19 protein-coding genes and 1 riboswitch are annotated in these 18,501 nt (G+C 67.9%); of the genes, 4 read left to right on the forward strand and 15 right to left on the reverse strand.

Annotation, left to right across the window (positions count from 1 at the left end; all coding sequences use genetic code 11):
• Positions 1 to 468: 468 nt before the first annotated feature.
• On the reverse strand, positions 469 to 1,341 hold the full coding sequence (locus ACWDVB_RS19750) for an Lsr2 family DNA-binding protein (protein ID WP_451518202.1): 873 nt from the start codon (positions 1,339 to 1,341) through the stop codon (positions 469 to 471).
• On the opposite strand from ACWDVB_RS19750, the gene ACWDVB_RS19755 reads away from it, so the two are divergent.
• Both ACWDVB_RS19755 and ACWDVB_RS19760 read left to right on the forward strand, forming a co-directional pair.
• A complete protein-coding gene (locus tag ACWDVB_RS19755) occupies positions 1,334 to 1,507 on the forward strand; it encodes a hypothetical protein (RefSeq protein WP_451518201.1) in 174 nt (57 codons plus the stop codon). The two genes, ACWDVB_RS19750 and ACWDVB_RS19755, sit on opposite strands and share 8 nt — an antisense overlap.
• Before the next feature lie 6 nt (positions 1,508 to 1,513).
• Positions 1,514 to 1,900: a hypothetical protein gene (locus ACWDVB_RS19760; protein WP_451611980.1), complete on the forward strand. Its 387-nt coding sequence runs from the start codon at positions 1,514 to 1,516 to the stop codon at positions 1,898 to 1,900.
• A 234-nt stretch (positions 1,901 to 2,134) separates the two neighbouring features.
• Here the strand turns inward: ACWDVB_RS19760 and ACWDVB_RS19765 are convergent, their stop codons facing one another.
• The 4 genes from ACWDVB_RS19765 to ACWDVB_RS19780 form a co-directional block, all read right to left on the reverse strand.
• Positions 2,135 to 2,479, reverse strand: a complete 345-nt coding sequence (locus ACWDVB_RS19765; protein ID WP_451518199.1) for a hypothetical protein — start codon at positions 2,477 to 2,479, stop codon at positions 2,135 to 2,137.
• 470 nt (positions 2,480 to 2,949) lie between these two features.
• Positions 2,950 to 3,609, reverse strand: a complete 660-nt coding sequence (locus ACWDVB_RS19770; RefSeq protein WP_451518198.1) for a hypothetical protein — start codon at positions 3,607 to 3,609, stop codon at positions 2,950 to 2,952.
• A 48-nt stretch (positions 3,610 to 3,657) separates the two neighbouring features.
• Positions 3,658 to 4,575 (reverse strand): 5'-methylthioadenosine/S-adenosylhomocysteine nucleosidase family protein, encoded by a 918-nt coding sequence (locus tag ACWDVB_RS19775; protein WP_451518197.1) that lies wholly within the window; start codon positions 4,573 to 4,575, stop codon positions 3,658 to 3,660.
• On the reverse strand, positions 4,572 to 5,762 hold the full coding sequence (locus ACWDVB_RS19780) for a hypothetical protein (RefSeq protein WP_451518196.1): 1,191 nt from the start codon (positions 5,760 to 5,762) through the stop codon (positions 4,572 to 4,574). Before ACWDVB_RS19780 ends, ACWDVB_RS19775 begins: the two co-directional genes overlap by 4 nt.
• Before the next feature lie 646 nt (positions 5,763 to 6,408).
• On the opposite strand from ACWDVB_RS19780, the gene ACWDVB_RS19785 reads away from it, so the two are divergent.
• Entirely contained in the window at positions 6,409 to 7,131 is a 723-nt protein-coding gene (locus tag ACWDVB_RS19785; RefSeq protein WP_451518195.1) for an NUDIX hydrolase, read from the forward strand.
• A gap of 733 nt (positions 7,132 to 7,864) precedes the next feature.
• Here ACWDVB_RS19785 and ACWDVB_RS19790 read toward each other — a convergent pair.
• The 9 genes from ACWDVB_RS19790 to ACWDVB_RS19830 all read right to left on the reverse strand — a co-directional run bounded on the left by ACWDVB_RS19790 (position 7,865) and on the right by ACWDVB_RS19830 (position 16,205).
• Positions 7,865 to 9,130: a hypothetical protein gene (locus ACWDVB_RS19790; RefSeq protein ID WP_451519061.1), complete on the reverse strand. Its 1,266-nt coding sequence runs from the start codon at positions 9,128 to 9,130 to the stop codon at positions 7,865 to 7,867.
• A 125-nt stretch (positions 9,131 to 9,255) separates the two neighbouring features.
• Positions 9,256 to 9,792 carry a hypothetical protein gene (locus tag ACWDVB_RS19795; RefSeq protein WP_451519060.1) on the reverse strand — a complete coding sequence of 179 codons (537 nt, stop codon included), beginning with the start codon at positions 9,790 to 9,792 and terminating at the stop codon, positions 9,256 to 9,258.
• A gap of 487 nt (positions 9,793 to 10,279) precedes the next feature.
• A complete protein-coding gene (locus ACWDVB_RS19800) occupies positions 10,280 to 11,158 on the reverse strand; it encodes an energy-coupling factor ABC transporter ATP-binding protein (RefSeq protein ID WP_451519059.1) in 879 nt (292 codons plus the stop codon).
• Positions 11,155 to 11,904: a cobalt ECF transporter T component CbiQ gene (gene cbiQ, locus ACWDVB_RS19805; RefSeq protein WP_451519058.1), complete on the reverse strand. Its 750-nt coding sequence runs from the start codon at positions 11,902 to 11,904 to the stop codon at positions 11,155 to 11,157. The genes ACWDVB_RS19800 and cbiQ overlap by 4 nt, the downstream gene beginning before the upstream one ends.
• A gap of 6 nt (positions 11,905 to 11,910) precedes the next feature.
• On the reverse strand, positions 11,911 to 12,309 hold the full coding sequence (locus ACWDVB_RS19810; protein ID WP_451519057.1) for an energy-coupling factor ABC transporter substrate-binding protein: 399 nt from the start codon (positions 12,307 to 12,309) through the stop codon (positions 11,911 to 11,913).
• Positions 12,309 to 13,076 (reverse strand): energy-coupling factor ABC transporter permease, encoded by a 768-nt coding sequence (locus ACWDVB_RS19815; protein ID WP_451519056.1) that lies wholly within the window; start codon positions 13,074 to 13,076, stop codon positions 12,309 to 12,311. The genes ACWDVB_RS19810 and ACWDVB_RS19815 overlap by 1 nt, the downstream gene beginning before the upstream one ends.
• Positions 13,077 to 13,106: 30 nt before the next feature.
• Positions 13,107 to 13,290, reverse strand: a riboswitch (cobalamin riboswitch).
• 112 nt (positions 13,291 to 13,402) lie between these two features.
• On the reverse strand, positions 13,403 to 14,170 hold the full coding sequence (locus tag ACWDVB_RS19820) for a hypothetical protein (protein ID WP_451519055.1): 768 nt from the start codon (positions 14,168 to 14,170) through the stop codon (positions 13,403 to 13,405).
• 203 nt (positions 14,171 to 14,373) lie between these two features.
• Complete coding sequence (locus ACWDVB_RS19825) at positions 14,374 to 15,585, reverse strand: hypothetical protein (protein WP_451519054.1); 1,212 nt, start codon at positions 15,583 to 15,585, stop codon at positions 14,374 to 14,376.
• A 164-nt stretch (positions 15,586 to 15,749) separates the two neighbouring features.
• The gene (locus ACWDVB_RS19830) at positions 15,750 to 16,205 is read right to left on the reverse strand and encodes a winged helix-turn-helix transcriptional regulator (RefSeq protein ID WP_451519053.1); all 456 of its coding nucleotides are present in this window, start codon (positions 16,203 to 16,205) and stop codon (positions 15,750 to 15,752) included.
• A 129-nt stretch (positions 16,206 to 16,334) separates the two neighbouring features.
• On the opposite strand from ACWDVB_RS19830, the gene ACWDVB_RS19835 reads away from it, so the two are divergent.
• Positions 16,335 to 17,516, forward strand: coding sequence for an MFS transporter (locus tag ACWDVB_RS19835; protein WP_451519052.1), 1,182 nt, complete (start codon positions 16,335 to 16,337; stop codon positions 17,514 to 17,516).
• Here ACWDVB_RS19835 and ACWDVB_RS19840 read toward each other — a convergent pair.
• Complete coding sequence (locus ACWDVB_RS19840) at positions 17,513 to 18,439, reverse strand: cation diffusion facilitator family transporter (RefSeq protein WP_451519051.1); 927 nt, start codon at positions 18,437 to 18,439, stop codon at positions 17,513 to 17,515. The two genes, ACWDVB_RS19835 and ACWDVB_RS19840, sit on opposite strands and share 4 nt — an antisense overlap.
• Positions 18,440 to 18,501 lie beyond the last annotated feature (62 nt).

An 18,501-nucleotide genomic window follows, 5' to 3' on the forward strand; every position in this document is an offset into this window, starting at 1 on the left:
GTGTCCTGCCAGAGATTGACGATGCCTGCGTACTGGTGCACGTCGTTGTCGAGGGCGTTCCGATGCCGTTCAGGGCGTTGTCGAAGAGCATGAGGACGTCATGGTCTTCGAGGAGGAGTTCGCGGGCGGAGCCCCAGGCCCAGTCGGAGGGGTGGTTGGGTAGGCCGGCCAGGGCGCGGGTGACGATGTGGGGTTGTTCGGTGCGCAAGGGTGGGGCCCGCGGACCAGGGCTAGGTGCAGCGCCATTTCCTCGCCGGTGCAGCGTGGGCGCGGCTCACCGTCCTGGTCGATGTTCTTGGCCAGGTCGCGGAAGGCCCGAGCGAATCGGGAGCGTTAGGCAGCGGACCGGCCGAAGGTGAGGCGGAGGGGGGTGAGTTCAGGACGTGGGCTACCGACTCACGTGAGTCGGTAGCCTTGATCCCATTGATCGTTTGGGTCGGTGAGATGTGAACCACCCTGCTCGGTCATTCATTCACGGCCGTGGACCTGTTTGTACTCCTTGACCAGGTTCTGCGGCAGTCTGCCCCGTTCGTTGACGGCGCGTCCCTGTGCCTTGGCCCATGCGCGGACCAGAGGCGCTGTGACGTCTGCGCATGAATCCTGTTGCCGCGGCACAGACGGATTCCCAGACGGCTCAGGACCTGATCCTTTGGGAGGAGTGGGAGGTTCCTCTCCTCTATGCCTCCAGCGGGGCCCTTCCCCGCCGGCCGATTCAATGACAGCAGCCAGCGCCCGCAGGCGGGAGGCGATCAAAGAGGGGGGCGCCGTGGCGACATGGTTACCGCCCTGTTGTTCCACTCCAGCGATGAGGGGAGACACCAGGAACGTTAGAGCCTCCTCGATCTCGCTGCTGTCCAGAGGGGTTTCAAGTACTCCCTTCGTTTCTCGCCAGATGTCGCTGACCCCCAGCACCCCGGCGCTGTAGCGGATGTCAACGGGATCGTTCCCGCTCTTCCACAGGGTGTGCAGTACCAGGCTTAGGGTTTCCTGCCGCCGTTCCGCCTCCCGCCAGGTGAGTTCCAGTGCCTCTGCTTCTTCTCCGGCGGTCACCATCGCCGCGATCTCGCGCGGCGAGAGCAGTGTACGGCTGTGGCGCGTGATGGCATCCGCGAGCTCTCGCGCGGTGAGCAGAGCCACCTTCTTCCTTGCCGCTTCCTGTGTGACCCGGGCGTCGAACTGGGGGCCGACCAGGAGGGTGCTCTGCGCCAGGTGGCGTTCGCGGTGTTCACCCAGTCTCCAGAATTTGACGTCCTGATCGGTCACCAGTCCTGCGCCGTCCGTCTTGGCTTCGACTGCGACGCGCTGCCGGTCGGTCGGCGACTGCCATAGCTGGATGACCACATCGGTCGTCTTCGGCCGCGACGTCGACACCAAGTGCATGAAATGCAGCCGCAACAGCCTGTTCAAATCGTTGGTAGTCGGCGCTGTCGGTGGCGGCCTGTACGACTTCGGCGGCCGGCAAGCCGAAGCTGCGCTTGCCGGTATCGGTCAGGGCAGCTTCGGCTGAGCCTCCTTGGGTAACACCTTCATCAGCGTTGCCGGGGTAGTCGGAGTTCGCGGGCTCGAGGAGTGGCAACGTGTGGACCAGTGCGGTCCCCAACTCTGTTCGCCGGACGGTAAGTCCGATGCGCTCGGCGAGGCCGGTCTCCAGGAAGAGCGCGATACGGCGTGCGACGTCTTCCCGGGTGAGCTGCACGTCGGGGTATCGCTCTGCGAGAACGCGATGGAGTGTGGCCGTGTGCGCCTCATCTTCCAAGGCATCAAGGGTTTCTCCCAGCAAGGCGACGCTGAGGTGCAGCAGACGAACGAAGTCCAGAGCCTCGTCGGACGCGAGGCAGCTAGCGGCGAGTTCTGTTGTCGCGAAAGTATCGGTGCCTACCTGAGTCAGGAGACCGAGTGAACGCAAAGTTCCGAGCGTTTGTTCGGCGGAGGATTCCAGAACGCCGTATTCTCCGGAACAGAAGGCCGCAAAGTCACTTCGCTTGATCGCAGGCACGGCTGCGTTCACCGGGCGGGCCAGTGCTTCTGCTCTTGGTGAGGTCGTAGGCCATGCGGACAGTCTGGCGGCTTCCGGGGCGGACAAGGCGAGTACGGGCGAATACCCGCGGCGCTGGCGCCGCTTCCCGTAAGGGCCCTACGGGATCGGCAAGCTCGTGCACGGTGGATCGTCCAAGCACTCCTGCACGTCGCCCCGATTGATCGCGTTGCGTTTCTGCAGGCCCTCCATGTACCTGTCCATCTGATCGTCTTCCCGTAGGCCGTCGCACTCCGCGGGCTCCTGATCCAGATCGGTATCTGCGTCCTTCTGCAAGGCGTTGGACCACGCGTCGACGCAGGCTTCCCGCTGCTCAGTGGCCGAGAGTGAAGGCGTCTTTATGACGGTTGCGGTGGCTTTCGGCGGTTCGCTGTCCGCAGCGCTGGAGCAGCTGGCCAGCGCGAGCGCAGAGGCGGCGAGTAGAGCGACGGGGGTGCGGTGCATGGTTTTCCCAAGGAGTGTGTTGAGGGCCGGATCCTAGCGACGTATGGGTGTCTCCTGCGGAAGAACGCATAGAGTGACGTCAGGTGGGCGGTGTTGCGATACACGTGGAGGGGCGAGCCCTATTTCGCCCGTAGACGGAGACTGGCGTCGTCGGCCGGGTACGCCCCGACAGGTCGGCCCGCGGCTATCCTTCCCACCGTCTACTGGCAGAAGGGGCGCCCGGCGCCTGTCGCACATCGAGGGGGATGCCCTCGGCAAACTGCGCGGGGACTGTCACGCGGTCGACTTGCCCGGACCTGACTCGCGTTCGTGAGGTGCTCCGGAGCGAGTGAGACGTGCGAGGGTGCTCCATGGCAAGGACCCCTCCGAGACCCTCGCCCCGGACCGACGGGCTAGCGCCGGGGACACTGAAACTGGTGGCGGGGAAGCCCACCGTCGGGATGAAGCACCCGCCAAGAACCGTGCCAGACCTACGGCGTCCGGAGTGCGGGCGAGCTGTTCCTCCAGGCTGTGTCGAACTGCTGCAGGGCGATGGAGTACAGGAGTCCGGAGGCCCGGGCGTAGAGACACGGGGAGTTCCTGCCGTGAGCGGAGCTGTTGTAGAAGGTGAGGTAGGCGGCCCGGTCCGTTGCGATGACGCGGCAGCTATTAGGCAGGTTGAAACTGCGAAGCTCGAAGTTGCGTTGTGTGCGGGTTGCATGGGCGAGGTAGTCGATGTTCGTCCGGACCTGGTTCCTGAGCAGGCCGGGAGTGAAGCCGGGATCGAATAGGCGTATGTCGTGCGAGCGCCGCTCAAGCCAGGAGTCGCCTTGCGTGCGAGGGTCGGGCAGCAGAACCTGGACGGACTCCGGGGACAGCTCGCCCGACCACAGAGGAGAGAAGACCTCACGGGTGAGCACGTTGCCACGCCCTGCCATGACCTTGATCCAGCGAGCCCGGCCAAGGTCGCGTGCGATGTCCTTCTCGGCGGACGACTGATGGCGGTACACACGGCCGAGTCCAGTGCCGGTGCACCAGGAGCAGACGGCGATCAGCCACCACAGCGGGCGTGCACCGCGTAGGAAGCCGAGGAGGAGCAAGATTGCACTGGCTGCCAGAGAGCTGAGTATCCCGAACAGAAAAGCAGTCATGTGAGCCTCTCCCTGTGCGCGCGTGATCACGACTATTTGACTTCGCGGTCAGCAGAGATAAGGCAGGAGGTGCCGCAGGATGTGCGCGGCGTTCCGAGCCGCGAGTTCGTGATACCCGTGGCCCTTTTCGTCGTCGGCGTTGTCGGATACGCCCCGGATGACGATCCAGCCGGGGTTGATTCCCTCGTGGAGGGAGTTCTCCTGCCAGTGCTGGCTCAGTCCGCCGGCTTCCATGTCCACCGCCAGGACTTTCTCGTGGTAGTCCGTGAGGTAGCTGCGGATTTCGCTCTCGCGGTCGGCGATGACGGCTTCACCGGACCCGATCACTCCCGGGTAGACCTCGAACTCCTCCGAGGCGTGCGTGGAGAGCTGGCCGAGGATGCGTGCCGGGGTGCCGTGATCCGCGAAGAAGGCGTTCACCGCATGAACGACCGGTGCCGGTGACTGCCGGTGCTCCCCGCGGCGGCGGACGTCCCCACGCGGATTGATCTTGCGATTCTCGTAGTAGACGATGTCGGTGGAGACGATGACGTTGCCGATGCGGGCGTGCTTGTCATGGATACCGCCGGCTACTCCTACCAGGGCCCACAGCCGAGGCGCGTAGTGGCGGCGTAGGTTGTCCAGGGCAGCCATCGCCGATCGTTGTCCCTGGCTCTGGCTCTGAGTAGCCACGATGCGAACGGTGCCCTCTGGGGTGGTGTGTTCACCTCGGTAGAAGTACAACCCGCCAGGTTTCTTGTGGCGCACCAGCTTTAACTCATCGACCACGGAACGCAGTTCCTCGCTGAGGATCGTTACCACTCCAACGTCCCATACAGTGGTCCGTTCGTCGGCCGTTCCGGCGTCGGTGGGGCGGTCAGCGTGGGGGGAGGGGCCAGCCACGGAGACATGGGCGTGTTCTCCGACGGCGTTGTTGCTGAAGTTGTTGTTGTCGCCGTTGCTGACGATGCCTCGATTGGTGATCACTGACTTCCTCCACCGCTGGGGTTGTTGGGACCTGCAGGCTGGTTTGCGGAGACGCCGACCTGAGCTGAGTTGCCCACGGCGTTGTTGTTGAAGTTGTTGTTGTCACCGAAGTTAAAGATGCCGCTGTTGATGATTTTGAGTGCGCGGTCATTGAATTCGGATATGTCAACATCGTTGGCGTACAGGAAGTCGCCGGCAGCGTGGAGCAACCGTTGTTCGATTGTCTTCATCCGGCCCAGGATGTCGCTCTTTTCCAGCTGAATCTTGGACCATGCCTGGGCCGACCTCTCCCGTATGCTTACCCGGCTGCCGATCAAAATGTTGCGGATCGGTGTGGAAGTGAGGTCGCGGGGGAACACGACTGCCTTGCCCAAGACGTAGAGGTAGAGGACGAGCCGCCATGAGCGCTGGATCTCGGAAGGCAATGTGATCAGTTCGCGGAATGCCGCCCAGACGACGGCGGTGAATCCGTGCTGACCGAACTCCGCGGTACGCTGAAACGATCTCGGCGTATGGGCGAGGACGCACGCTGCCGTGGAGATACTCAAGGTGCGTCCCTGCAGGCTGACGTGCAACAGGACGGTCGCGACGAATTCCGATCCCTCCGCAGGCGTTGTCACCTCAAGGAAGTGGTGCTGCTTGGATCCGGGCGTGTTGATGATGACGCGCAGGTCGGCCTCACTGAACTTCTGCGGAAGAAGTGAACGGTCCACGGCCACATCCGTTTCGGCTACGTAGACACGGTCGCGGACCTGTGCGGGAAGCCGCACGTCCGCGCTGTCGGTATCCAGCAACTGAACCGCTTCGCGCAGGTACTCGACCAGTTCGTGTGCTTGGAAGGGCGGTACTGGATGCTCGCGTTCATGAAGCGGTGCATCGTCGTCGCCGCCGGGACGTAGCAGTTGGATGCTCATCGGCGGGTTCCACTGGTAGACGAGTTCGCCGGCCCCGACGAACGGTGACTCGTCCCCGAAGAGCGTGAACACAGTGATGTCGTCCTCGTCCTCGTCCTCGCTGTGACGGGGGCGGCGGTACACGGCGCAAAGGTGTTGCTGCTGTACATCAGCGGCTCGTTGACGACCGGACAAGCGTGAGGGCCGAAGAGTCGGCGCGCGCAGAATGTAGTTGAGCATCAGCTGACGCGTGGCTCCAATACCGAGGCACATCAGCGTGATTCCTACGGCCACGTGGAGGGCCGTGGTGGCGTGGTCCGGATGGGTAAGTGCGATGACCAGGCCCGCCAGTGTCAGGGACGAAGCAGCCGACCCGATACGTCTGAGTGCACGCGCCCTCTCCGAGTATTTCCGGGGGAAAAGCAGCCTGAAGAGGCGCCGACGGCCGGCTCGCACCGGCCCCAGGCCTCGGCGGTTGGACTTCCGCCGAGGCCTCGGCTCCCGGTCAAGGTCCCGGAGCAGCGCGGCGAGACGGAGCAGCCACAGGAGAGCGAGGCCGCAGGTGACGAGGACGGCGGCAGGCAGGGCGCCCGCGACAGCAGGGGCGATCACTGACCCGGCCACAGTCACACGTAGGACTGCGCTCAGGGCGGCGGCCCGCCACGCGTGGTGCATGACGGGAACGATGTCGAACCCGTAGGACGGGGCGACCCTTCGGTGTGGCGCGGTGCACACCTCGTTGATCACGAGGTCTCGAAATCGTTCGTCTACGTACACGCCGGTGCATAAGTGGCGGGTGGCGGCAGTGGGTTCATCGGTCGCTGCCTTGGCCGGTGGCGCATGGGAACTGAACATGCTCTGCCCCTGCCTCGTAGGCTTAAGGTCTATGGGACCATAAGCGCCGATGGTGTTTAAGTCAATGCGACCTTTAGGGGTTCTGGTGGATGACTGGCTGAAGGACTCCACTGAGGTGGAGGCGTCGTGGGTGACCGTGGACCTGGCGATCTTCACCGTCCGGGGCGATCAGCTGATGGTGCTCCTGATCGAGCGTGGACTGGAGCCCTTCCTGGGCCGGGCCGCGCTGCCCGGCGGCTATGTACAGAAGGACGAAACCCTGCGCGAGGGGGCGCTGCGGGAGCTCCGGGAGGAGACCGGGATCGACGGCAGTCGGCTGCACCTGGAGCAGCTCGGTGCCTACGGAGATCCTGGACGCGACCCAAGGGGGAGGGTGGTCACGATCGCCTATCTCGCGTTGGGGCCAGATCTTCCCGCTCCCGTGGGCGGTACCGACGCCAGGCGAGCCTACTGGGCTTCCATGCCACAACTAGCTGAAGAGAACCTTGAGTTGGCGTTCGATCATTCGGCCATCCTCGCGGAGGCACTGGAGGAGGTCCGCGGGAAGTTCGAGTACACCGCTGTCGCGACCGCCTTTTGCGGGGAGTCCTTCGCCCTGAGTGAGCTGCGCCAGGTCTATGAAGTGATCTGGGGGCAACACTTGGACCCGAGCAACTTCCGCCGCAAAGTACTCAACACCGCAGGGTTTGTGCAGCCCACGGGGGAACAGCGGCTCCCCTCCACAGGTCGCCCGGCGGCCCTCTACCGCCGGGGGAACGCATGGCTGCTCAATCCGCCGCTGATGCGCGGCCCCGGGTGTACTACGTAGCCCACCTCGGGTGTCAATTGACACGCGAGAAGTGTTCCGGCCGTGATCGACTCAACGAACGTCCGAGGATTTCCAGCAATATCGGATAGGACAGTGTTCGGTAGTCATCACCGGTTCCGGTCGCGTGACCCCTAGTTGAGCTACCGACAAGGCGATCAGGGCCGCTCCCTGGGCGTTCTGCTGGCTTGATACACCAGTTGACAGGACATCCACCATATTCGGGAGCACCTTCTCGTGAGTACCTGTGACCGCACGACCGGACGACTGCCCGCGCCTCTCCCAAGCTGGTCCGCGCATTCCCCTTCCCGCGACGCACCTGCGGGACGAAGCGGGCGGCTGCACCCACGTGACGTACCCGGACGTGCGGAACTTGCGTGCCCCTTGAGCCCGGGCCTCGCACGTCACCAGGGCGACGTCCGGCATCGTGGGGCCTGCGGTGAACTCCCTGGTGCCAGCACCGGTGGGGTTGGGAGTGTGAGGGAGCAGGCCGACGGGGGCGGATCTGCCGGGTGGCCGCCAGCGGCGCCGTACCTCCGCGTATGGCGTCGTACGGCCGTCAACCGGGGTGCAGAACTCCGAACCGCCATTGCGTACTTGACTGGGGGTCAAGGGGTCGCAGGTTCAAATCCTGTCGTCCCGACTCGTGAGAGTCGCAGGTCAGGGGCCGTTTCAGAGCAATCTGAAACGGCCCCTGACCTTTTTGGGGGAATCGAGGGGGCCAGATCGGCCGCTCCTACTTCAGGGCGTCCAGCTTCACCGAGTAGAGCACCCTGTCCTCCTCGCCCTCGGTCAGGCTCCAGAGTTCGTTGGTGGCGTACCAGAGGGAGAGGTCCTGGGGGCGGTACGACCAGTCCTTGCGGGACTTGATCGTCCAGTCCGGCGCGGCCCCGCCGACACCGGCCGTGGCGAAGCGGCGGTTGGCCACGGTCCCCTTCGACATGTTGAAGTACAGCGTGTCGCCGTTGGCCTGGACTCCCTGGACGTCGCTGATCGCGTCGGCGTTGTCCGGGGGGACGGTGGATTTCCAGCCCTGTACGGGCGTCCGGTTCAGCCGGTAGTCGTCGCCGAACCGGTAGCGGTAGACCTCGGTGCCCGCGTAACTGCCCGTGGTCGACGACGACCTGTAGTTGCCGCCCACCAGGCTGGCGCCGCCGGCGCTGTTGCGGTCCAGCGAGACGTAGTCGAAGGAGGCGCCGCCGGAGACGTAGTGCCGTACCTCCGGCAGTACGTACTGGTAGTCGCCGCCGCCTCCGTCCTTCTTCCGGTAGATCTTGCGGGTGTCGAACACGCGGACTCCGGCCTTGCCCGCGTCAGGGCCCGGCTGACCCTCCCAGTTGGAGGTGCTGGACATGAACAGGTACGGGCCGTACCAGGCCAGTCCGCCGCCGTGCCCGTAGATCCGCCGCTGCACGCCCGCTTCGTCCACCCACACGGGAAGCACGAATCGGTACTTCATGTCGTCCAGGTTGACGAAGGCCAGCTTCACCGAGTTGTGGCGGTAGTCCTTCTTGGGCGGCGGGGGGTTGTTGGGGTCCGTCACCGGGTCCTGCTTGGTGTTCTGCCACGTCCAACTCACGACCGCGGCGCGGTCGTTCCCGCCGACAGGGATGCCGCTCAGCTGTGCTTCGCCGGAGGTGGCGATGCCCTGCGGTACCCAGGGCATCAGGTGCGCGTTCTCCGCGCCCTGCTTTCCCTGCATCACGGTGTCCCAGCAGTACGCCGCGCTGGTCGGCACGGTCGGTCGCGGCAGCGCGTCGGCGCGTGCCGCGCACTCCGGATCGCCGCTCCCCAGCATCGCGGTGCGGTCGGTACCCGACAGCGCTCCGTCGATCCCCACGGGCGCGTACTCGGCAGCCGGCGGGGTCTGGTACGGGTTCGTCTTCTCGGTCAGCGCGTAGTGGTCGCCCGAGACGTTCAGGCTCACCAGCGGTGGCCGGGGGAGCGGTGCCGCCCCCGCGGGAACCGCTGCGAGGGCGGCCATCAGTGCGCCGCCGAACACGAACAACTGTTTCCTCACATGCCACCCCGTCAGTTGATTCGAAATCCTGTGCGAGATTAACAGGGGAACAGGAGGTCAGTCGCGAACAAAGCCCCGCGAGGGGCTCCGGCGGAGGGCGCGCAACTTCAGTGTTCGTCCGCACTCGACAGAGCTTTGGTGACCATGCGAGTGGCGAAGTCGGGGTCGTCGGTGAGGCGGTTGATGTGCTCCGCGAGCAGGAGAGTGGTGGCTTCCAGGGGAGTCAGCTCTTCCTTGGTCCAGTCTCCGTACTGCTGGCGCCACAGGCTGGGACTCAGGCCGGTGCCCGCGGCGACGAGCAGGCCGGCCATGGTGGGGATGGTCTGGGGAGGGACACTCTTGGGCATCATGCGCATCGAGGCCACGAGGTTGGGCACCACGTACTCGATGACGTCCCTGTCGTGATCCTCGTAGGCCCTCCACAGCCACTGCATGAACATGTAGATGAGTGTGCACGCGCCGTCCAGCAGGTCTTCCGCTTCCCCGGGCCCCAGGGACGCGATGTACTGGTCGATCAGCGCCTGCTGTTCGGGGTCGGTCCCGGTCTTGCCGGCATGGATCTCTTTGAGCCGGGAGTCGATCATCATGAGCGCTGCGCCCACATCACCGACGGGAGCGTACTGGGGGTCACAGGGTGATGACACAGGATTCCTCCTCATGCGACCGCGGCGGTCAGCGCGGCGTGTCCGCACAGTAGACCGCCGATGAGGTGGGCGTCCGACGAATCCTGATGGACTCGGGGCGACCCCGGGTGGGAGGCCTGGGTTCGCTGTCAAACACCCCGATCGGGTGACAGAGCGACTGGCTTCGTTGCCGTGGGATTCGGTGCGGCGGTGCGGCGGTACGGTCCACGCGGTCGCGATGTTCACCAGCAGATTCCTGCCGCCACCGGCCGGTGGGCGCTGCCGGTGTGAGTGTCGCGGCCAGCGCCGGGGTGAGCTTCTCGCCGGTTTCGGCTTCAGCTGGCCGGCGAAGTCACGCCGACCACGCGGGCGTCGGCATCGGCGTCGGCATCGGCCTCGGCCTGGCGATCGTCAAGACCATCAGCCAGGCACACGACGGACGCTCACCCTCACCCCGCGCTCTGCGGTGGGCTCCGTATCACTGTGGAACTACGGCCGCTCGACCGCTTCAGTGAGCCTTCCTCGTGGGGGAGGGCGTGAACAGCCGCGCCAACTCGTCCGGAGTGCGTGGACCGTCGTCCATGGCGGGCAACAGGTCCTGGCGGAGCAGGAGTTCGCGGACCGCGATCCCCCACGGCAGGTGGAGTCCGGCCAGGGACAGGAGCTCTCTGTGGGCGAGCGTCTCCGCGACCGGTCCGCTGCGCACGCCCGTGGGGGTGAGCAGTGCCGCGTCGTCGGCCCAGCGCAGGGCCAGGTCCACGTCGTGGGTGGCCATGACCACGGTCGTCCCGGCGTCCCGCAGCCGCTGGAGGGTGGTGAGGAGACGTTCCTGGCCATCGGGGTCGAGGCCCGCCGTCGGCTCGTCGAGGATCAGCACCCGGGGACGCATCGCCACGGCACCGGCGATGGCGGTTCGCTTGCGCTGGCCGTAGGAGAGCAGGTGGGTGGGGCGGTCGGACAGGGCGGTGATGTCGAGCGCGGCGAGCGCCTCGGCCACCCTTGTCCTGACCTCGGCGTGGGGCAGTCCCAGGTTCAGCGGACCGAAGGACACGTCCTGTTCGACCGAGGCGGCGAAGAGCTGGTCGTCCGGGTCCTGGACGACCAACTGGACCGTGGTGCGCAGCCGCGTCAGGCCCTTGCGGTCGTACGTCACGGGGGTGCCCCCGACCGTCAACACGCCGGAGCCCGGCCGCAGTCCGCCGCTGAGCAGCCGCATGAGCGTGGTCTTGCCGCTGCCGTTGCGCCCCAGCAGGGCGAGGGCGCGCCCTTCGGCGACATCGAAGTCCAGGCCGCTGAGCACGGTGGGCCCGTCCTCGTACGCGTAGGAGACACCGCGTAGAGCGACCAAGGAGTCGCCCGGCTCGCGAGGAGCGCTCGGCTCGCTCATGGAAGGAACCTTTCCAGTACGAGGGTGAGGGCCGCCAGGGCCACGAGAAGGGCCACGCTCGCGGCCACGAAGCGCCGTGAGATCCGGGCTTCGGGCACGAGCACCCGCAGGGTGCCGTCGTAGCCGCGTCCGGCGAGCCCGGCCTGCAGGCGGCTCGCCCGGTCGAAGGCCCGTACGAACGCCGTGGCGCCGAGACCGCCGAGGGAGCGCCAGGCGGCGGCCCGGGTGGTGTGGCCGAGCCGTGCGGCCTGCGCCTGCCGGATCCGGCTCATGGAGTCCAGGAGGAGGAAACTCATCCGGTACGTCACGAGCGCCACGTCCACGACCGGCGCGGGCACCCCGGCCTTCACCAGGCGCGGCAGCAGATCCGACATCGGCGTGGTGAAGGCGAAGAGGAGCACCCCCAGCGAGGCCGCCGAGGTCCGCAGCAGCAGACCGCCCGCGCGCGCCGGGCCGCTGTCGGCGAGCGTGACGAACCCGTCGGGCCCGCCGATCTGGACGAGCAGGGTCAGGGCGCCGGTGACGCAGAAGCCGAGCGGTACGCGGTAGGCGCGCCACAGCTTGCGGGGCGGCACGCCCGCCGGGCCGAGCAGCACCGTGAGCGCGGCGATCAGTACGAGGGCGGCGCCCGGCCAGGGCGGCAGGGAGATGGCGAGGACGGTGAGGCCGAGCCCGAGCACGGCCTTGTCCACGGGGTGGCGGCGGCGCCAGCGACTGCTGTGCGCCGCCGCGTCAATGGGTAGCACGCCGGGTCAGACCTGCCCGGCCTCGGGCCGCGTGCCCTGCGCGTCGGCACGCTGTTCCGCGCGGATCTCCGGCTCCGCGGGGGCGGTGTCGTCATGGGCTCGCGCTTGTTCCGCGCCTTGGCGGCGTCCCTTGCGCAGCCCGAAGTAGTACGCGAGGACGCCCGCGCCGAGGGCCGCCTGCAGGGCGAACAGCGCCGATTCGACCTCCCCGGACGGGGGTTCGTACAGTGGGGAGAACCAGGGCTTGTAGTCCGGCTTGATCTCGGTGATCGCCGACTCGGCCTGGGCGTCGGCGCCAGTGAACGGCTCTTCCTTGTGGTCGCCGAGGCCGAGCGCCAGGGGCAGCACCGCGAGTGCGGCCACGATGACGAGCAGCAAGGTGTTGATCTTCGCGTTCCGGCTCATCAGGCGCTGGCCCCCGTCTCGGTCTCCGTGTCGGTCTCCGTGTCGGTCTCCGTGTCGGTCTGCGACCTGGTCTCCGTGCCTGCCTTCGCCCCGGCGTACTGCTTGCTCCGCAGCAGTACGCCGAGCCGGGTGAGCTCGCCCTTGCTGGACTGCACGAGCAGCCGCATCACCACGACGGTGAGCAGTCCCTCGCTGACCGCCAGAGGGATCTGCGTGACGGCGAAGATGCCGCCGAACTTGCCGAGGGCGCCGATGAATCCACTGCTCGGATCGGGGAACGCCAGCGCCAGCTGGACGCTGGTGACGCAGTACGTGGAGAGGTCCGCGACGAAGGCGCCGAAGAACACGGCGACCATGAGCGGCACGTCGTACCGCTTGAGGAGCCGGTAGACGGCGTATCCGGCCCAGGGCCCGACGATCGCCATGGAGAACACGTTGGCGCCGAGCGTGGTGAGCCCGCCGTGGGCGAGCAGCAGGGCCTGGAAGAGCAGCGTGATGGTGCCGAGCACCGCCATGATCGGCGGCCGGAACAGGATGGCGCCGAGCCCGGTTCCCGTCGGGTGCGAGCAACTGCCCGTCACGGAGGGGATTTTCAAGGCGGAAAGGACGAAAGTGAAGGCTCCGGACGCGCCGAGGAGCAGAGTGCTCTCCGGGTGTTCCTTGACTTCACGGGTCAGGGAGCGGACTCCGTGGACGACGAACGGCGCGGACGCTACGCCCCAGGCGATCGCGTGCGCCGGGGGGAGGAAACCCTCGGCTATGTGCATGGTTCAGCAGACCCTCTCCAGCACCTCGTGGATGGACAACGCGCCTTGGCCGGTCTCCTGGCTGACGGGTCGTACCGACCGGACTCCGCCTTCCCGGGCGCATGTGCACCCAGTGGCTGCCGCGAGGGCTGGAGCCGGACTTCCCGATCACAGTGGCGAGGGCCGCACCGGCATCACACCGGATTTCCCGTTCACCAAGGCGTGGTGACAGTAATCTGCGACTGATCGAACTGACAACCTGCACGGGGAGTGCCGAAGAGGTGCGGACGGGGCGCGCCCTCGGCGGCGTACGCCTGGACCTTCGGTCGCAGCAACAGCAGGCCGGGCTACCCCCGGCACTCCCGTTCCCGGCGGCCGGGTCCGCTGAGCAGGTCGACGCGCTGACCCTCGCCCTCCTTGAGGACGTAGAGGGTGCCGTCGCCGGGCGTCCAGTCGCGGGGAACGAGGAAGACGCGGTCTCCGGAGACGTGGAACAGGCGCAGCCCGGCGTACTCGTACGCGTACTTGCTGCCCTTCTCCGTGACGCGGCGGAAGCAGCTGCCGCCGCCGCGGATCATCAGGTCCTTCTCGCTGAGGACGGCGACGGCGGGGAAGTCGCTGCGGACGGTGCGTTCCGTCAGCTCCGCCCGGCCCCGGCCCGCGATCTGCGCGTAGGCCGACACGGCCCAGAACAGCGACAGGACGCAGACGAAGAGGGTGAGCCCCCACAGCCGCAGGTCGCGGCGTTCGCGGGTGCGGGCGTACGCGTTGAGCGCGAAGCCGCCGATCGCGGTGAGCGGCAGCAGCAGGTCGAACAGCCAGGGGCTGAGCGGATACAGCGGTACGAGGATGAGTGGCACCGTCCAGCTGAACCGCAGCACGCGCACGGCGCGGGTGAGCCTCTCCGGTTCGCCCGCCGCCCAGCGGTGCAGCCCGAGCGCGCCGAGGGCGGCGCCGGCCGCGAGCCAGGCCGGAACGTACAGGGCGCCGACGCTCCGCAGCAGATAGTCGCTGGTGGAGAGGTGGAAGACGGTGTCGCGCAGCCCGAGGGCCCTGGTCTCGGCGTCGGTGCTCGCCCAGCCGAAGTAGAAGAGGACGGCGGTGAGGAGCGTCACGAGAGACCCGACGGCTCCGATGCTCTCGACCCAGCCGACGTGGGCGCCGGGGGCGGGGGTGGTGCCGGGTGTGGCAGGGGGTGGGGGCTGTGGTGGGGGTGGTGGATCGGGGCTGGGTGCCGGGTCGGGGCCTGGCCCCCCGGGTACGGGTCCCCCGGGATCAGGGTCCCGGGCAGGGAGCCGTTGCGGGGGCGGAGGACCGCTCATCGGGAGATCGCGTCTGACGTCAGGGATGCCATGAACGGGTCGGACGGGTCGGACGGGTCGGACGGGTCGGACAGGACGGACGGGTCGGACGATACGCCGGGGGACGACGCGCGGTCGGATATCGAGGGGCTCGGGCCCGACGGGCCGGGCGGGGGCGGTGGGTCGATGCCGGTCCAGTCGATGGTGAACGCCGCCTCCTTGACGAGCCGCGCCCCGCTCTTCGTCACCAGCGTCACGTCGACCGACGTCGGACGGCGTCCGCCGAAGCCGTCCTTGCCCGGCAGGTCGACGGCGAACAGCGCGTCCTTGCAGCACCTGCTGGGGTCCTCCGGGTCACCGAAGGGCTCCAGGACGACCGGTTCCGCCAACTCCGCGGCGCGCAGCTCCACGGTGGCCGGCGGGTCCGGCCAGGTGCCGTGGAGATTGATCGTGCCGTCCGGCCCGACGCTGTCGTCCGTGACGGCGAGGTGGCTCTCACAGGCCCTGGTGCCCGACGGGGCGGCACGCAGCGCCACACGTTCGCCGGGATGCTGCCGGTAGTACGTGACGAAGCGTTGCAGGACTCCGAGGGCGTCCCCGTCCTTGCACAGTTGACCGGCGCCGCCGGGACGGTAGTCGGAGGCGCGGAGCCAGGCGTCCGCCTTCGTCGCGATGTCCATTCCGTCCGACTCGCCCCGCGCGGCCTTGCAGATTCCGGCCAGCCCCTCGATCACCTTCCAGGAGCCCGGGCTCCCGCCGCCCGTCTGTTCGGCGGGGTCGGTGGCAATCTCGTATGGTTCGTGGCACTTGCCCGTCTGGAGATCGTCGTACACGCTGTCCGGCTCCGGTTCGGTGTCCGTGTTGGGCGACTTGGGGCCCCACGGAAGCCAGCCGGGCGGCTTCCCGCCACCGTTCCCGTTTCCGTCCCCACTTCCATTCCCGCTCTTGTCGCCGTCGCCGTCGCCGTCCCTGCCTCCGTCCCCGCTGCCGTTCCCGTCGCCGTCGGACCCGCCCGTCTGCCACGTACCGCCCGTCGTGCCGCTTCCGCCGTCCGAGCCGGACCGTCCGTTCCCGCCCGTGCCCGTGGTGCTCGTGGTGCTCGTGCCGCCGCCGTCGGTGCCCGAGCCGCCGCTCGCGGAGTTGCCGCCTCCGCCTCCCCGCGCCCCGCCTCCGGGCGACGCGAGCCCTCGTACGCCGACGAACAGTCCCACCACAAGGACGAATCCCACGACGGCGAATGCCCAGACCGGAATCCGAACGGCTCCTGAGCCGACGCGCACACCCATGACGAGACCCCCGTTCGCCTGACCCACATCATGGGCCTCCGCGGCGGTGCCCGGAATCCCTCGCGCGGGACGGGCTCCGGTACGTCAGGCGCGCTCCCGCTTCGTCCTCAAGCCCCGTGAGAGACCTTGTGGACGGCGGTGTCGTCGGGGTTCAGCCGCCGTCCGTCCTCGGACAGCACTTCCAGCGCGCGCAGGCGCTGTCCCTGTCGGCGGTCGACCAGCTCCGAGTGCGGTTCGCCGGGGGCGAAGAAGTTCTGTTCGCCCCACTGGCGCAGTGCCACGATGACGGGGAAGAGCGCCTTGCCCTTCGGAGTCAGTACGTACTCGCGGTACGCGCTGCCGTCCGAGGCGGGGACGGATTCCAGGACGCCGCCGGCGACCAGGGTGCGCAGGCGCGCGGTGAGGATGTTCTTCGCCACGCCGAGGCTGCGCTGGAACTCTCCGAAGCGTCGGCTTCCGTCGAAGGCGTCGCGCACGATCAGCAGGGACCACCAGTCGCCGATCGCGTCCACGGACCGGGCGACGGGGCAGTCGCTGTCGTCGAAGCGCGTTCTGGTCACCATGGCGTGCTCACTCCTGTCTCTTCTCAGGGGCAATTTGGTTGCAACATGCTACCAGGGAAGCTACGGTCGACCATTGCTGGTGGCAATATGAAACCAGATCACCGGATCCGTATCCGTGGAGGAGCCCTCATGCCCGGCCCATTCGTCCTGTCCCGTGGCGTCGTCATACTTTTCGCCGTCGCCTGCGGGGCCGCCGTGGCCAACGTCTACTTCTCCCAGCCGCTCCTGGTGACCATGGGCCACGACCTCGCCATGAGCCCGGCACTCGTCGGCAGCGTGGTCACCCTCACGCATGTCGGATACGGTCTTGGGCTCTTCTTCCTCGTGCCGCTGGGCGACATGGCCGACCGGCGACGGCTCATCGTCGCCCAACTGCTGCTCCTGGTGGTGGCGCTGGCCGCGGTGGCCGCCGCCCACACGGCGGCGGTCCTGCTCGCGGGCATGGCCGCGGTGGGGCTTCTCGCGGTCGTCACGCAGACGCTGGTGGCCTACGCGGCGTCACTGGCCCCCGCCGCCGGGCGCGGACGGGTCGTCGGGCTGGTCACCAGCGGCGTGGTCATCGGAATCCTGCTCGCCCGCACCGCGTCCGGCCTCATGGCCGATCTCGCGGGCTGGCGCTCCGTCTACCTCGCCTCGGCGGCGCTCACCGCCCTGCTCGCCCTGGTCCTGTACCGAGTCCTGCCGCGCCACAGCGACGCTCCGCCGGAAACCCTGCGCTACGGACAGCTCCTGCGCTCCACGGTCACCCTGTTCGCACGGGAACGGCTGCTGCGGCTCCGGGCCCTGTTCGGTCTGCTGGTCTTCGCCGCCTTCAGCACCCTGTGGAGCAGCGTCGCGCTGCCGCTCAGCGAGGCCCCGTACTTCCTGTCCCACAGCGCGATCGGGGCGCTGGGTCTCATCGGTGTCGTCGGCGCGCTGGCCGCGACTGTGGCGGGCCGCCTGAACGACCGCGGACTCTCCCGGCGGACCACCGGCATCGCCCTGGCCCTGCTCGCCGCCTCCTGGCTGCCGCTGGCCTTCACCCGCAGCTCGCTCTGGGCGCTGTTCGCCGGGGTGATCCTTCTCGACCTCGCCGTGCAGGCGGTCCATGTCACCAATCAGACCCTGATCTACGCGCTGCACCCGGACGCTGGCAGTCGGCTGATCGGCGGGTACATGGTCTTCTACTCGATCGGCAGCGCCACCGGCGCCATCGCCGCGACCTCCCTCTACACGGTGGCCGGGTGGGGCGCCGTCTGCGCACTGGGTGCCGCGTTCAGCTGCGTCGGGCTCGTGCTGTGGGCGCTCACCCGGCATGGCGGCGACGCCTAGCTGTGCAGCGCCCCGCCATCCTCCACGTACCCCTCGGGCTCCAGCTGGAGCGTCGAGTGCGCCACGTCGAAGTGTCCGGCGACGCACCGCTGGAGCCTTGCGAGGAGTGCGTCGTATCCGCCCGCGAGGGCCGCGTCCGTGACCACCACGTGCGCGGTGAGGACCGGCATCCCCGATGTGACGGTCCAGCCGTGCAGGTCGTGCACGGCGACGACACCGGGCTCCTCCAAGAGGTGGCGCCGTACCTCCCCGAGGTCGACGTCCTGCGGGGTCGCCTCCAGAAGGACGTGGACGGAGTCTCGCAGCAGCCCGTACGCGCGCGGCACGATCAGTACACCGATGACGATCGAGGCGATCGGGTCGGCGGCCTGCCACCCCGTCAGAAGGATGACCAGGCCGCCCACGATGACGGCGACCGAGCCGAGCGCGTCCCCGAGGACTTCCAGGTAGGCGCCGCGCAGATTGAGGCTCTTTTCCTTGGCGTCCCGCAGCAGCCACAGGCCCACCAGATTGGCGAGGAGTCCGCCGACCGCGACCGCGAACATCAGGCCGCCCTTGACCTCCACCGGCTCGCTGAACCGGCCGATCGCCGACCACAGGACCCATACGAAGACGGCGACGAGGAGCAGCGCGTTCAGCACCGCCGAGAAGATCTCCACCCGGTAGAACCCGAACGTGCGCCGCGGTGTCGGCGCGCGCTGGGCGAGGGTGACGGCGCCGAGGGCGAGGGAGACGCCGACCGCGTCGGTCAGGCTGTGCGCGGCGTCGGCGAGGAGCGCGAGGCTGCCGGACAGGAGCGCGCCGACCACCTGGATGACGGTGATCGAGGCGCTGATGCCGATGGTCCACAGCAGCCTGCCGCGGTACGTCCCGCTGAGCGTGCCGCCCGTCGTCGCGGCGGACGGGCCGTGGTCGTGCCCCATGCCCGCGAGTGGATCACGCCGTCGCGGGGCCCGCCACCGAGCGGACGGCCAGTCGGCTCAGT

This window comes from Streptomyces sp. NPDC003379, assembly GCF_053589195.1.

Coding starts and splice junctions, on each gene's coding strand:
- ACWDVB_RS19755 (WP_451518201.1), top strand. CDS start 1,334: ATGACCACATCGGTCGTCTTCGGCCGCGACGTCGACACCAAGTGCATG.
- ACWDVB_RS19765 (WP_451518199.1), bottom strand. CDS start 2,479: ATGCACCGCACCCCCGTCGCTCTACTCGCCGCCTCTGCGCTCGCGCTG.
- ACWDVB_RS19770 (WP_451518198.1), bottom strand. CDS start 3,609: ATGACTGCTTTTCTGTTCGGGATACTCAGCTCTCTGGCAGCCAGTGCA.
- ACWDVB_RS19800 (WP_451519059.1), bottom strand. CDS start 11,158: ATGAGCGAGCCGAGCGCTCCTCGCGAGCCGGGCGACTCCTTGGTCGCT.
- ACWDVB_RS19810 (WP_451519057.1), bottom strand. CDS start 12,309: ATGAGCCGGAACGCGAAGATCAACACCTTGCTGCTCGTCATCGTGGCC.
- ACWDVB_RS19815 (WP_451519056.1), bottom strand. CDS start 13,076: ATGCACATAGCCGAGGGTTTCCTCCCCCCGGCGCACGCGATCGCCTGG.
- ACWDVB_RS19830 (WP_451519053.1), bottom strand. CDS start 16,205: ATGGTGACCAGAACGCGCTTCGACGACAGCGACTGCCCCGTCGCCCGG.
- ACWDVB_RS19835 (WP_451519052.1), top strand. CDS start 16,335: ATGCCCGGCCCATTCGTCCTGTCCCGTGGCGTCGTCATACTTTTCGCC.
- ACWDVB_RS19840 (WP_451519051.1), bottom strand. CDS start 18,439: ATGGGGCACGACCACGGCCCGTCCGCCGCGACGACGGGCGGCACGCTC.